We start from the raw sequence: 13841 nt of genomic DNA on the forward strand, positions 1-13841 counted from the left end.
GCGGCGAACCGCCTCTCCTGCAGGATTTGCGTGTTCAGGTCCTGAACCGCGCCACCAACCCGTTCAGATCCACCGCCAGACGTGACAGCTCGGCGCTGGCCATGCTGGTCTGGTGTGCGCCGGTCGCGCTCTGCACCGACAGGTCATTGATGTTCACCAGGTTGCGGTCCACTTCGCGGGCCACCTGGGCCTGTTCCTCGGCGGCGCTGGCGATCACCAGATTGCGTTCGTTGATCTGCGCCACGGCGCTGGTGATGGTGTCCAATGCAAGGCCAGCGCCGCGAGCGATGTTCAGGGTCGATTCGGCTCGATCGGTACTGGTGCGCATCGACTCCACCGCATGCTCGGTGCCGCCCTGGATGCTGCCGATCATCCGCTCGATCTCGCTGGTCGACTGCTGAGTGCGGTGGGCCAATGCCCGCACCTCGTCGGCTACCACCGCGAAGCCCCGTCCAGCTTCACCGGCACGTGCCGCTTCGATGGCGGCGTTGAGTGCCAGCAGGTTGGTCTGGTCGGCCAGGCCGCGGATCACGTCCAGCACCTTGCCGATATCGCGGGACTGCCCGGCCAGGTCCTCGATCAGCCTGGCGGTGGTCTGCACGTCGCTGCTCATGCGCTCGATGGCGCCGACCGTCTCGATCACCAGGTCGCGGCCATCGCCAGCGGAGCGGCTGGCTTCACCCGAGGCCTCCGAGGTGCTGACGGCATTGCGTGCGACCTCTTCGACAGCGCTGGTCATCTCGGTAACCGCAGTCGCTGCCTGCTGGATCTCGTTGTTCTGCTGGGCAAGGCCGCGCGCGCTTTCGTCGGTGACGCTGTTGAGCTCCTCGGCGGCCGAGGCGAGCTGGGTGGCAGAGCCTGCGATCAGTTGCAGGGTGTCGCGCAGCTTGTCCTGCATCTTGGCCATGGCCTGCAGCAGACGAGCGGCTTCGTCGGTGCCGTCGGTGGTGACGCGTTGGGTGAGGTCGCCTTCGGCGATCTGCTCGGCGGCGCGCAGGGCGTCGTCGATCGGACCCACGATACTGCGAGTCAGGATCAGGGCGAACAGCAGTGTGAGCACCGTGGCAGCGACCAGCAGGCCGATCACCAGCATGAAGGCACTGTCGTACTGGCGTGCGGCTTCCTCGTTGGTCTTGCGCGTCTGCGTGGTGTTGATCTGCAGCAGGTGTTCCATGGCCTTGTTGATCTGGTCCGAGTTGGCCAGCAGGTCGCGGTTGAGCATCTCGCGCATAGGGTCGAGCTGGCCGGCCTGGCTCAGGCTGCGCATGCGCGCTTCGAGCTGGCGGTACTGGGTCAGCAACTGGCCGAACTGGTCGAATGCGGCCTGTTCCTCAGGCTCGGCGATCAGTGGCGCGTAGGCGCTGCGGGCCTTGTCGATCTGGGCGTTGCGTTCGTCCATCAGGCGAATGGTATCGGCCTGGGATTCCCGGTTGACCAGCAGGCGATAGGACAGGGTGCGCAGGCGCAGGTTGAGCGCGGTCATTTCATCCAGCAGCTTGATACTCGGGACATTGACCTGCTCGATGATGATGCCCGCCTGCCGGATGTTGCCCATCTGGATGAGGGAAAAAATACCCAGGCTAAGCATCAGCACACCGATCAGGGAAAAGCCGAGCAGGGCGCGTGGGGCGATATTCAGATTGCGTAGGGACATGACGTCGAGATCCGGAGGGAAGGCTCGCGTCCATGCGAAGGAATTTGACCTACCTGCCTATCGGTCGGAACGCACGAGTCTTTAGGCAACGGGGGGCTAAACGAGGATTTACACTCGTTCTTCCTGACAGGCGGTTGATCCAGGCCGGAACAAGGTGCCCGCAAGCCTGTCAATCTGCCGGAACACACCCTCCCTTACCTGATTTTTAATGGCGGGGGCGCGAGCTTTTCTTTATCGTGTGCGCCCTTTGCAACAACCGAGATAGACGCATGTTGGAAGCATCCCTGAATCAACTGGAGCAACTGGTCGGCGACCTGATGCACAAGAACGCGCAACTGACCGAGCAGAACCAGAAGCTCGATCAGGAACTGGCCCAGGCCAAGGAAGAGAACGAGACCCTGCAGCTGTCGCTGATGGAGCAGGAAGAGAAGCACGGCGCTACCGCCGCACGTATCCAGGCGCTGGTCGAGCGTGCCAGTGCAGGTGTCGTAGGCGCATGAGACTGCAAGCGCAGCCGATCAATGTGGTGAACATTCTCGGCACCGACTACTCGCTGAAGGCGCCCGAGGGCCAGGAAGAGACGCTCTCGCAGGCCGTGCGCATGCTCAACGTCGCTCTGGCCGAGACCAAGCGCAACTACCCCACATTGATCGGCGACAAGTTGCTGGTGCTGGCGGCTTTGAACCTGTGCTCCAAGCAGATCGAGTTGCAGCGCGAGCACGCGCAGACGCTGGAGCGCACCCAGGCGAAGGTGGATGCTGCGGTGGACGCTATCGCCCGGACCATTGGCGAGGCCTGAACCAGGCTCTAGGCAGGGCGACTGTCCTGCTGATGATCTTGAACTGAGGCGTTTTGCGGGGAGTGGGACAGCCCGCTCCCGCCGCCAGCCTTCTCGCTTAGCCGTTGATGATCGCGTGGATATCCGCCGCCAGCTCTCGCACGCGTGCTTCCTGGGTATCCCATGAGCACATGAAGCGTGCGCCGCCGCTGCCAATGAAGGTATAGAAGCGCCAGCCCTTGTTACGCAGGGCTTCGATGGCGAACTCCGGCAGTTGCAGGAACACCCCGTTGGCCTCCACCGGGAACATCAGCTCGACACCCGGCAGGTCACTGACCAGCGACGCCAGCAACTGCGCGCAGTGGTTGGCATGTCGTGCGTGACGCAACCAGGCGCCATCCTCCAGCAGCCCGACCCAGGGCGCCGACAAGAAGCGCATCTTCGAGGCCAGTTGCCCGGCCTGCTTGCAGCGGTAGTCGAAGTCTTCGGCCAGTTCGCGGTTGAAGAACAGGATCGCCTCGCCCACCGCCATGCCGTTCTTGGTGCCCCCGAAGCACAGTACATCGACGCCCGCCTTCCAGGTCAGCTCCGCCGGCGAACAGCCGAGGAACGCACAGGCGTTGGAGAAGCGTGCGCCGTCCATGTGCAGGTTCAGGCCCAGTTCCTTGCAGGTGGCGCTGATCGCCTTGAGCTCGTCGGGGCGATACACGCTGCCGACTTCGGTGGCCTGGGTGATGGTGACCACGCGCGGCTTCGGATAGTGGATGTCCTGGCGTTTGAGCGCGACCTCGCGGATCGAGTCCGGGGTCAGCTTGCCGTTGACGCTGCGTGCGGTCAGCAGCTTGGAACCGTTGGAAAAGAACTCCGGCGCGCCACATTCGTCGGTCTCGACGTGGGCGGTCTCGGAGCAGATCACGCTGTGGTAGCTCTGGCACAGCGAGGCCAGGGCCAGGGAGTTGGCGGCGGTGCCGTTGAAGGCGAAGAACACCTCGCAGTCGGTCTCGAACAGCTTGCGGAAGTATTCCGAGGCGCGTTCGGTCCACTGATCGTCGCCGTAGGCGCGCTCATGGCCCTGGTTGGCCTTTTCCATCGCCGCCCAGGCTTCGGGGCAGATGCCGGAATAGTTGTCGCTGGCGAATTGTTGGTTGTTATCGGTCATGACGCCTGTCCTTTTTACGACGCAAGGCAGCACTCTAAACCATCGATTCAGCAGTTGCCTATACAAGCCGGGTGTGGGGTGTCAGTGCCGGCTTCTTGGCGGACAAGCCCGCTCCTGCAGGGGCACCACGGTCCCTGCACCACAATGTCGTAAACGCGCCATTGCAAGGCGCGCGCAGGCATCTGTGCCCCCCGGCCCAGTCATACCATCGCTGCAAAGGGTGAGAAGACCCTCATCAGACAAGAAGCGATCGCTGCCGGGAGAAACACGATGTTCAGCAAGCAAGACCAGATCCAGGGTTACGACGATGCACTGCTGGCGGCGATGAATGCCGAGGAACAGCGCCAGGAAGATCACATCGAGCTGATCGCCTCGGAGAACTACACCAGCAAGCGCGTGATGCAGGCCCAGGGCAGCGGCCTGACCAACAAGTACGCCGAAGGCTATCCGGGCAAGCGCTACTACGGTGGTTGCGAGCACGTCGACAAGGTCGAGGCGCTGGCCATCGAGCGCGCCAAGCAGCTGTTCGGCGCTGATTACGCCAACGTCCAGCCGCACTCCGGCTCCTCGGCCAACAGTGCGGTCTACCTCGCCCTGCTGCAGGCCGGTGACACCATCCTGGGCATGAGCCTGGCCCACGGCGGCCACCTAACCCACGGCGCCAAGGTGTCGTCCTCGGGTAAGCTTTACAACGCCGTTCAATACGGAATCGACACCAATACCGGCCTGATCGACTACGACGAAGTCGAGCGCCTCGCCGTCGAGCACAAGCCGAAGATGATCGTCGCAGGTTTCTCGGCCTACTCGAAAACCCTCGATTTCCCACGCTTCCGCCAGATCGCCGATAAAGTCGGTGCGCTGCTGTTCGTCGACATGGCCCACGTTGCCGGCCTGGTCGCTGCGGGCCTGTACCCGAACCCGATTCCTTTCGCCGACGTGGTCACCACCACTACCCACAAGACCCTGCGTGGCCCTCGTGGCGGCCTGATCCTGGCCAAGTCCAACGAAGAGATCGAGAAGAAGCTCAACGCCGCCGTGTTCCCCGGCGCCCAGGGCGGCCCGCTGATGCACGTGATCGCCGCCAAGGCGGTGTGCTTCAAGGAGGCGCTGGAGCCCGAGTTCAAGACCTACCAGAAGCAGGTCATCGAGAATGCCCAGGCCATGGCCCAGGTGTTCATCGAGCGTGGCTACGACGTGGTCTCCGGCGGTACCGACAACCACCTGTTCCTGGTCAGCCTGATTCGCCAGGGCCTGACCGGCAAGGATGCCGACGCCGCCCTCGGCCGCGCTCACATCACCGTCAACAAGAACGCCGTGCCCAACGATCCGCAGTCGCCGTTCGTCACCTCGGGCCTGCGCATCGGCACCCCGGCCGTCACCACCCGCGGCTTCAAGGTTGCCCAGTGCGTGGCGCTGGCTGGCTGGATCTGCGATGTGCTGGACAACCTGGGCGACGCCGACGTCGAAGCCGATGTCGCCAAGAACGTCGCCGCCCTGTGCGCCGACTTCCCGGTCTACCGCTGAGTGGAGTAGAACACCATGCAACGCTATTCGGGCTTCGGCCTCCTCAAGCACTCCCTCAGCCACCACGAGAACTGGCAGCGCATGTGGCGCACGCCAACTCCCAAGAAGGTCTACGACGTGGTCATCGTTGGCGGCGGCGGTCATGGCCTGGCCACGGCCTACTACCTGGCCAAGGAACATGGCATCACCAACGTCGCGGTGGTCGAGAAGGGTTACCTGGGTGGTGGCAACACCGCGCGCAACACCACCATCGTGCGTTCCAACTACCTGTGGGATGAGTCCGCGCACCTCTACGAGCATGCCATGAAGCTGTGGGAGGGCCTGTCGCAGGACATCAACTACAACGTGATGTTCTCCCAGCGCGGCGTCTACAACCTGTGCCACACCCTGCAGGACATCCGTGATTCCGAGCGACGGGTCAACGCCAACCGTCTCAATGGCGTTGACGGCGAGCTGATCCTCACCGACCAGGTCGCAGCCGAGATCCCGTACCTGGACTGCTCGAAGAACACCCGTTACCCCATTCTGGGCGCCACCGTGCAGCGTCGCGGCGGCGTGGCCCGTCACGATGCGGTCGCCTGGGGCTTCGCCCGGGCCGCCGACGCCCTGGGTGTGGACCTGATCCAGCAGACCGAAGTCATTGGTTTCCGCAAGGAGAACGGTGCAGTGATCGGTGTGGAAACCAACAAGGGTTTCATCGGTGCCAAGCGCGTCGGCGTGGTCACCGCCGGTAACTCCGGGCACATGGCCAAGCTGGCTGGCTTCCGCCTGCCGCTGGAGTCGCACCCCTTGCAGGCACTGGTGTCGGAGCCGATCAAGCCGATCATCGACTCGGTGATCATGTCCAACGCCGTGCACGGCTACATCAGCCAGTCCGACAAAGGCGACCTGGTGATCGGTGCCGGCATCGACGGCTGGGTCGGTTATGGCCAGCGTGGCTCGTACCCGATCATCGAACACACCCTGCAGGCGATCGTCGAGATGTTCCCGATCCTGTCGCGCGTGCGCATGAACCGTCAGTGGGGCGGCATCGTCGACACCACCCCGGATGCCTGCCCGATCATCTCCAAGACTCCGGTCAAGAACATGTTCTTCAACTGCGGTTGGGGCACGGGCGGCTTCAAGGCCACGCCAGGTTCGGGCAACGTCTTTGCGGCGAGCCTGGCCAAGGGCGAGATGCACCCGCTGGCCGCGCCTTTCTCCATCGACCGTTTCTACAACGGCGCGCTGATCGACGAACACGGCGCTGCTGCCGTCGCCCACTGACCCGGAGACAATCGTCATGTTGCAAATCTTCTGTCCCCACTGCGGCGAGCTGCGCTCCGAAGAAGAATTCCACGCTTCAGGCCAGGCGCACATCGCCCGCCCGCTGGACCCGAACGCCTGCTCCGACGAAGAGTGGGGCACCTACATGTTCTTCCGCGACAACCCGCGCGGTATCCACCATGAGCTGTGGGACCACGTCGCCGGTTGCCGCCAGTACTTCAACGTGACCCGCGACACGGTGACCTACGAGATTCTCGAAACCTACAAGATCGGTGAGAAACCTCAGGTGACCGCCGCATCCAGACAAAGCGCCGCACCGGCGACCGCCAAGGGCCAGGGAGAAAAAGTATGAGCCAGGTCTATCGCCTCGCCAGCGGCGGTCGCATCGACCGCAGCAAGGTTCTGAACTTTACCTTCAACGGCAAGACCTACCAGGGTTATGCCGGCGATACCCTGGCCGCCGCGCTGCTGGCCAACGGTGTCGAGATCGTTGGGCGCAGCTTCAAGTATTCGCGCCCACGCGGGATCATCGCCGCCGGTACTGAAGAGCCGAACGCCATCCTGCAGATCGGCTCCAGCGAAGCCACCCAGATCCCCAACGTGCGTGCCACCCAGCAGGCGCTGTATTCGGGCCTGGTGGCCAGCAGCACCAACGGCTGGCCGAACGTCAACAACGACGTCATGGGCATCATTGGCAAGGTCGGCGGCAACATGATGCCGCCGGGGTTCTACTACAAGACCTTCATGTATCCCAAGTCGTTCTGGATGACCTACGAAAAGTACATCCGCAAGGCGGCGGGCCTGGGCCGTGCACCGCTGCAGAACGACCCGGACAGCTACGACTACATGAACCAGCACTGCGACGTGCTGATCGTCGGCGCGGGCCCGGCAGGCCTGGCCGCCGCACTGGCGGCTGGCCGTAGCGGTGCACGGGTGATCCTGGCCGACGAACAGGAAGAGTTCGGCGGCAGCCTGCTCGACAGCCGCGAGACCCTCGACGGCAAGCCGGCCGCCGACTGGGTGGCTGCGACCCTTGCCGAGCTGCAGGGGCTGGCGGAAGTCACCCTGCTGCCGCGTAGCACGGTCAACGGTTATCACGACCATAACTTCCTGACCATCCACGAGCGCCTCACCGACCACCTCGGCGATCGCGCGCCGATCGGCCAGGTACGCCAGCGCGTGCACCGTGTGCGGGCCAAGCGTGTGGTGCTGGCCACCGGCGCCCACGAGCGTCCGCTGGTGTACGGCAACAACGACCTGCCGGGCAACATGCTGGCCGGAGCGGTTTCCACCTATGTGCGCCGTTATGGCGTGGCGCCGGGCCGCAAGCTGGTGCTGTCGACCAACAACGACCATGCCTACCGCACCGCCCTGGACTGGCACGATGCCGGCCTGCAGGTGATCGCCATCGCCGATGCGCGCCACAACCCACGCGGTTCGTTGGTCGAGGAGGCACGTGCCAAGGGCATCCGCATCCTCACCTCCAGTGCAGTGATCGAAGCCCGTGGCGGCAAGCACGTCACCGGTGCCCGTGTGGCGGCCATCGATGTGCCTGCGCACAAGGTCACCAGCCCTGGCGAATGGCTCGAATGCGACCTGGTGGCCACGTCCGGGGGCTACAGCCCGGTGGTGCACCTGGCTTCGCACCTGGGCGGACGCCCGGTCTGGCGTGACGATATCCTCGGCTTCGTGCCGGGCGACGCGCCGCAGAAGCGCGTGTGCGTCGGTGGCGTGAACGGCGTCTATGCGCTGGGCGACACCCTCGCCGATGGCTTCGAAGGTGGGGCTCGCGCCGCCACCGAGGCCGGCTTCAAGGCCAGCGTCGGCAGCCTGCCCAAGGCCCTGCAACGCAAGGAAGAGGCCACTGTGGCGCTGTTCCAGGTGCCGCACGACAAGGGCACTGCGCGCGCGCCGAAACAGTTCGTCGACCAGCAGAACGACGTCACTGCGGCCGCCATCGAGTTGGCCACCCGCGAAGGCTTCGAGTCGGTCGAGCACGTCAAGCGCTACACCGCGCTGGGCTTCGGTACCGACCAAGGCAAGCTGGGCAACATCAACGGCCTGGCCATCGCCGCCCGCTCGCTGGGTATCACCATTCCGGAAATGGGCACCACCATGTTCCGCCCCAACTACACGCCGGTCACGTTCGGCGCGGTGGCGGGCCGTCATTGTGGCCACCTGTTCGAGCCGGTGCGCTTCACCGCGCTGCACGCCTGGCACGTGAAGAACAACGCCGAGTTCGAGGATGTCGGCCAGTGGAAGCGCCCATGGTACTTCCCCAAGCCTGGCGAAGACATTCACGCCGCCGTGGCACGTGAGTGCAAGGCAGTGCGTGACAGCGTGGGCCTGCTCGATGCCTCCACGCTCGGCAAGATCGATATCCAGGGCCCGGATGCGCGCGAGTTCCTCAACCGCGTTTACACCAACGCCTGGACCAAGCTCGATGTGGGCAAGGCCCGTTACGGCCTGATGTGCAAGGAAGACGGCATGGTCTTCGACGACGGCGTGACCGCCTGCGTCGGCGACAACCACTTCATCATGACCACCACCACTGGCGGTGCCGCCCGTGTGCTTCAGTGGCTGGAGCTGTACCACCAGACCGAATGGCCGGAGCTGAAGGTGTATTTCACCTCGGTGACCGACCACTGGGCGACCATGACCCTGTCCGGCCCCAACAGCCGCAAGCTGCTGGAGCAGATCAGCGACATCGACCTGGACAAGGACGCCTTCCCGTTCATGAGCTGGAAGGAAGGCAACGTCGGTGGTGTACCGGCGCGGGTGTTCCGTATCTCGTTCACCGGCGAGCTTTCGTACGAGGTCAACGTCCAGGCCAACTACGCCATGGGCGTGCTGGAAAAGATCATCGAGGCGGGCAAGCAGTACAACCTCACGCCATACGGCACCGAGACCATGCACGTGCTGCGCGCCGAGAAGGGTTTCATCATCGTCGGCCAGGACACCGACGGCTCGATGACTCCGGACGACCTCAACATGAGCTGGTGCGTGGGGCGCAACAAGCCGTACTCGTGGATCGGCCTGCGCGGTATGAACCGCGAGGACACCACCCGCGAGAACCGCAAGCAACTGGTTGGCCTCAAGCCTGTCGACCCGAACGTGTGGCTGCCTGAAGGCGCCCAGCTGGTATTCGATCCCAAGCAGCCAATCCCGATGGACATGGTCGGTCACGTCACCTCCAGCTACAAGGCCAACTCCCTGGGCTATTCGTTTGCCATGGGCGTGGTCAAGGGTGGCCTCAAGCGCCTCGGCGAGCGGGTCTATTCGCCACAGGCCGATGGCAGCGTGATCGAGGCAGAGATCGTGTCTTCGGTGTTCTTCGATCCGAAGGGTGAGCGGCAGAACGTCTAAGGCATTGGAAGACCACGCCGGACCCTGTGGGAGCGGGCTTGCCCCGCGATTGCGATGGTGGCCTCTGCGCCCCAATCGCGGGACAAGCCCGCTCCTACAGGTCGGCGCCGTTCCTGGCACAAGAATTCAAGGCAGGTAAGAAATGAGCGCTATCAACGTCTTCCAGCAGAACCCCGGCAGTGATGCCAAGGCCCAATCGCCGCTGCACCATGCAGACCTGGCCAGCCTGGTCGGAAAGGGCCGCAACAACGCAGGCGTGACCCTGCGCGAGAAGAAATTCCTCGGTCACCTGACCCTTCGTGGCGACGGCCATGACCCGCAGTTCGCCGGTGCCGTGCACAAGGCCCTGGGCCTGGAGCTGCCGGTGGCGCTGACGGTGGTCGCCAACAGTGAAATGTCGTTGCAGTGGGTGGGCCCCGACGAATGGCTGCTGATCGTCCCGGGCGGCCAGGAGTTCAGCGTCGAGCAGAAGCTGCGCGATGCCCTCGAAGGCCAGCACGTCCAGGTGGTCAATGTCAGTGGCGGGCAGACCCTGCTCGAGCTGCGCGGCCCGAACGTGCGCGACGTGCTGATGAAATCCACCAGCTATGATGTACACCCGAACAACTTCCCGGTCGGCAAGGCCGTGGGTACCGTGTTCGCCAAGTCGCAACTGGTGATCCGTCGCACTGCCGAAGACACCTGGGAGCTGGTGATCCGCCGCAGCTTCTCCGACTACTGGTGGCTGTGGCTGCAGGACGCATCGGCCGAGTACGGCCTGGCCATCGAGGCATAAGGAGCGCAGATCATGAGTCGGGCACCGGACACCTGGATTCTCACCGCCGACTGCCCGAGCATGCTCGGCACGGTCGATGTGGTCACGCGTCATCTCTTCGAGCAGCGCTGCTACGTCACCGAGCACCATTCCTTCGATGATCGACTGTCGGGGCGTTTCTTCATCCGTGTCGAGTTCCGCGCACCTGACGGTTTCGATGAAGATGCCTTCCGTGCCGGATTCGCCGAGCGCAGCGAAGCGTTCGGCATGGCCTTCGAGCTGACCGCACCCAATCACCGCCCCAAGGTGGTGATCATGGTGTCCAAGGCCGACCATTGCCTGAACGACCTGCTGTATCGCCAGCGCATCGGCCAACTGGGCATGGAGGTGGTCGCAGTGATCTCCAACCACCCCGACCTGGAGCCGCTGGCGCACTGGCACAAGATCCCCTACTACCACTTCGCGCTCGACCCGAACGACAAGCCGGGCCAGGAGCGCAAGGTGCTCAAGGTGATCGAGGAAACCGGCGCCGAACTGGTGATTCTCGCCCGCTACATGCAGGTGCTGTCGCCAGAGCTGTGTCGGCGCCTGGATGGCTGGGCGATCAACATCCATCACTCGCTGCTGCCGGGGTTCAAGGGCGCCAAGCCCTATCACCAGGCGTACAACAAGGGCGTGAAGATGGTCGGCGCGACCGCGCACTACATCAACAACGACCTCGACGAAGGGCCGATCATCGCCCAGGGCGTCGAGGTGGTCGATCACAGCCACTATCCCGAAGATCTGATCGCCAAGGGGCGCGATATCGAATGCCTGACCCTGGCGCGGGCGGTGGGGTATCACATCGAGCGACGGGTGTTTTTGAACGCCAACAGGACAGTGGTGCTCTGATTGGCCCTATCGCGGGGCAAGCCCGCTCTTACGGGGGATCGCGTGTCTGAGAACGGCACTGTGCCTGTAGGAGCGGGCTTGCCCGCGAATGGCCTCACCAATTTCGACCTGCCGTAAACAGACAACCCCCTGTCGCATCCAGTCACTGCGACATCCCCCATCAAGCCCACAATTCCCCTCATTCCAGTAACACAGGCCGCCCAAGGATGGCGGCGCTTCAACCACCGCTGCATAAATACAAATCAAGCGAGGTAAGAGCATGTCTGGTAATCGTGGAGTGGTGTATCTCGGCGCAGGCAAGGTCGAGGTGCAGAAGATCGACTACCCCAAGATGCAGGATCCGCGCGGCAAGAAGATCGAGCACGGCGTGATCCTCAAGGTGGTCTCCACCAATATCTGCGGCTCCGACCAGCACATGGTCCGTGGCCGCACCACCGCTCAGGTCGGCCTGGTGCTCGGCCACGAAATCACCGGTGAAATCGTCGAGTTGGGCCGTGATGTCGAGCGCCTGAAGATCGGCGACCTGGTGTCGGTGCCGTTCAACGTTGCTTGCGGGCGCTGCCGTTCCTGCAAGGAGATGCATACCGGCGTCTGCCTGACCGTCAACCCGGCCCGTGCCGGCGGTGCCTACGGCTATGTCGACATGGGTGACTGGACCGGCGGCCAGGCTGAATACGTGCTGGTACCGTACGCCGACTTCAACCTGCTGAAATTGCCCGACCGCGACAAGGCCATGGAGAAGATCCGTGACCTGACCTGCTTGTCCGATATCCTGCCCACCGGCTACCACGGCGCTGTCACCGCGGGCGTCGGCCCGGGCAGCACCGTCTACGTGGCTGGCGCCGGCCCGGTCGGCCTGGCCGCTGCCGCTTCGGCACGCCTGCTGGGCGCCGCGTGCGTGATCGTGGGTGACCTCAATCCGCTGCGCCTGGCCCACGCCAAGTCCCAGGGCTTCGAGGTGGTCGATCTGTCCAAGGACACGCCGCTGCACGAGCAGATCATCGACATCCTCGGTGAGCCTGAAGTGGACTGCGCCGTCGATGCAGTAGGCTTCGAAGCCCGCGGCCACGGCCATGAAGGCGCCAAGCACGAGGCTCCGGCGACCGTGCTCAACTCGCTGATGCAGGTCACCCGTGTGGCCGGCAAGATCGGTATTCCGGGCCTGTACGTGACCGAAGATCCGGGTGCGGTAGACGCGGCGGCGAAGATCGGTGCGCTGAGCATCCGCTTCGGCCTGGGCTGGGCCAAGTCGCACAGCTTCCACACCGGCCAGACCCCGACCATGAAGTACAACCGCCAGCTGATGCAGGCGATCATGTGGGATCGGATCAATATTGCCGAAGTGGTCGGTGTTCAGGTGATCAGCCTGGACCAGGCGCCGGAAGGGTACGGCGAGTTCGATGCGGGCGTGCCGAAGAAATTCGTGATCGATCCGCACAGGACCTTCAGCGCTGCCTGAGGCCTTTGGCGTCGCTTTGCGGGCCAATCGCGGGACGAGCCCGCTCCCACAGGTGGGGTGACTGCCTGTGGGGGCGGGTTCGTCCCTTACCGACATCCGGCCCGGAACAAAGCTCCAGCCCCCCAGTCCAACGCCTCGTTTCCCAGGCCATCCCGGCCTACGAGGTCCTCCGATGAAAGCCTTCACCCTGGCAACCCTGATGACCCTGGCCGCAAGCCCGGTGTTCGCCTTCAACCTCAACGATGCCGCCAACGCTGTCTCGGCCATGCAGACCCCGAAAGGCCAGGTCCAGGCGCCGGCCGCCCAGGCCAATCTGCTCAATACCCTGGGCAGCGAACTGAAGATCACCCCCGAACAGGCTGTCGGCGGCGCTGGCGCCATGCTGGGCCTTGCGCGCAACAACCTGAGCAATGACGACTATGGCCAGTTGACCAAGGCGGTGCCCGGTCTTGACCTGTTGTCCGGTGCCAACGCCTTGGGCGGGCTCAACGGGCTGGGCGAGTTGCTGGGGCAGAACAGCCAGCGCTCGTCGGCGCTGAGCAATGCCCTGGGCAATGTCGAGAATCGCAACGACCTGGATAACGCCTTCAAGGCGCTGGGCATGGATACCGGCATGATTGGCCAGTTCGCGCCGTTGATCCTGCAATATCTGGGGCAGCAGGGCATTGCCGGCTCGTTGCTGCAGAATCTGGCCGGATTGTGGCAGGCTCCCGGCGCGATACCCTCGATCTAAGATCTGGAGGGGCCGGTAGCTTGAGGGTACTGAGTCCATCAGATAATCATCATGCGTGCCTTCTTGTTTGAAGGCATTTTATCTCCCCCCGTATTACCGCCGCTTCAAATAATAGAGCCTCGTGGTCATGAGTGACATCGTGATTGTGAGCGCGAATTAATCAACTATATTGCTCAGCAATTTCCTCGCTGTCACCTGGCATATTTACCAGTTTCGCGTGACTGTCAGTCTTGTTAGGTTCGGCTGGCAAACATCGA

12 protein-coding genes and 1 pseudogene are annotated in these 13841 nt (G+C 63.6%); 10 read left to right on the forward strand and 3 right to left on the reverse strand.

The window, feature by feature from the left end; genetic code table 11:
• Positions 1-34: 34 nt before the first annotated feature.
• Positions 35-907, reverse strand: a complete 873-nt coding sequence (locus ACMGGG_RS25585) for a methyl-accepting chemotaxis protein (RefSeq protein WP_370671078.1) — start codon at positions 905-907, stop codon at positions 35-37.
• Positions 890-1654 (reverse strand): annotated as a pseudogene (locus ACMGGG_RS25590) (MCP four helix bundle domain-containing protein); the annotation flags it as partial. The pseudogene ACMGGG_RS25590 and the gene ACMGGG_RS25585, both read right to left, overlap by 18 nt.
• A 269-nt stretch (positions 1655-1923) precedes the next feature.
• Between ACMGGG_RS25590 and ACMGGG_RS25595 the strand changes: the two are divergent.
• Positions 1924-2154 carry a hypothetical protein gene (locus ACMGGG_RS25595; RefSeq protein WP_054892145.1) on the forward strand — a complete coding sequence of 77 codons (231 nt, stop codon included), beginning with the start codon at positions 1924-1926 and terminating at the stop codon, positions 2152-2154.
• Positions 2151-2453, forward strand: a complete 303-nt coding sequence (locus tag ACMGGG_RS25600; RefSeq protein WP_054892146.1) for a cell division protein ZapA — start codon at positions 2151-2153, stop codon at positions 2451-2453. The genes ACMGGG_RS25595 and ACMGGG_RS25600 overlap by 4 nt, the downstream gene beginning before the upstream one ends.
• Positions 2454-2550: 97 nt before the next feature.
• Here the strand turns inward: ACMGGG_RS25600 and ACMGGG_RS25605 are convergent, their stop codons facing one another.
• Complete coding sequence (locus ACMGGG_RS25605; RefSeq protein ID WP_054892147.1) at positions 2551-3591, reverse strand: low specificity L-threonine aldolase; 1041 nt, start codon at positions 3589-3591, stop codon at positions 2551-2553.
• 270 nt (positions 3592-3861) lie between these two features.
• Between ACMGGG_RS25605 and ACMGGG_RS25610 the strand changes: the two genes are divergently transcribed.
• The 8 genes from ACMGGG_RS25610 (at position 3862) to ACMGGG_RS25645 (ending at position 13584) form a co-directional block, all read left to right on the forward strand.
• Positions 3862-5115 (forward strand): serine hydroxymethyltransferase, encoded by a 1254-nt coding sequence (locus ACMGGG_RS25610; protein ID WP_063542290.1) that lies wholly within the window; start codon positions 3862-3864, stop codon positions 5113-5115.
• Positions 5116-5130: 15 nt separating this feature from the next.
• Positions 5131-6381: a sarcosine oxidase subunit beta family protein gene (locus tag ACMGGG_RS25615; RefSeq protein ID WP_054892149.1), complete on the forward strand. Its 1251-nt coding sequence runs from the start codon at positions 5131-5133 to the stop codon at positions 6379-6381.
• A 16-nt stretch (positions 6382-6397) separates the two neighbouring features.
• Positions 6398-6733 carry a sarcosine oxidase subunit delta gene (locus ACMGGG_RS25620; RefSeq protein ID WP_054892150.1) on the forward strand — a complete coding sequence of 112 codons (336 nt, stop codon included), beginning with the start codon at positions 6398-6400 and terminating at the stop codon, positions 6731-6733.
• Positions 6730-9747 carry a sarcosine oxidase subunit alpha gene (locus ACMGGG_RS25625; protein WP_054892151.1) on the forward strand — a complete coding sequence of 1006 codons (3018 nt, stop codon included), beginning with the start codon at positions 6730-6732 and terminating at the stop codon, positions 9745-9747. Before ACMGGG_RS25620 ends, ACMGGG_RS25625 begins: the two co-directional genes overlap by 4 nt.
• A 142-nt stretch (positions 9748-9889) precedes the next feature.
• On the forward strand, positions 9890-10522 hold the full coding sequence (locus tag ACMGGG_RS25630; RefSeq protein WP_054892152.1) for a sarcosine oxidase subunit gamma: 633 nt from the start codon (positions 9890-9892) through the stop codon (positions 10520-10522).
• A 12-nt stretch (positions 10523-10534) separates the two neighbouring features.
• Positions 10535-11392 carry a formyltetrahydrofolate deformylase gene (gene purU / locus ACMGGG_RS25635; protein WP_054892153.1) on the forward strand — a complete coding sequence of 286 codons (858 nt, stop codon included), beginning with the start codon at positions 10535-10537 and terminating at the stop codon, positions 11390-11392.
• A 259-nt stretch (positions 11393-11651) separates the two neighbouring features.
• Complete coding sequence (fdhA, locus tag ACMGGG_RS25640; protein WP_054892154.1) at positions 11652-12851, forward strand: formaldehyde dehydrogenase, glutathione-independent; 1200 nt, start codon at positions 11652-11654, stop codon at positions 12849-12851.
• 172 nt (positions 12852-13023) lie between these two features.
• Complete coding sequence (locus tag ACMGGG_RS25645) at positions 13024-13584, forward strand: DUF2780 domain-containing protein (RefSeq protein ID WP_112897144.1); 561 nt, start codon at positions 13024-13026, stop codon at positions 13582-13584.
• Positions 13585-13841: the final 257 nt, after the last annotated feature.

This window comes from Pseudomonas sp. BNK-44-b (assembly GCF_047456245.1).
GTDB lineage: Bacteria > Pseudomonadota > Gammaproteobacteria > Pseudomonadales > Pseudomonadaceae > Aquipseudomonas > Aquipseudomonas machongensis.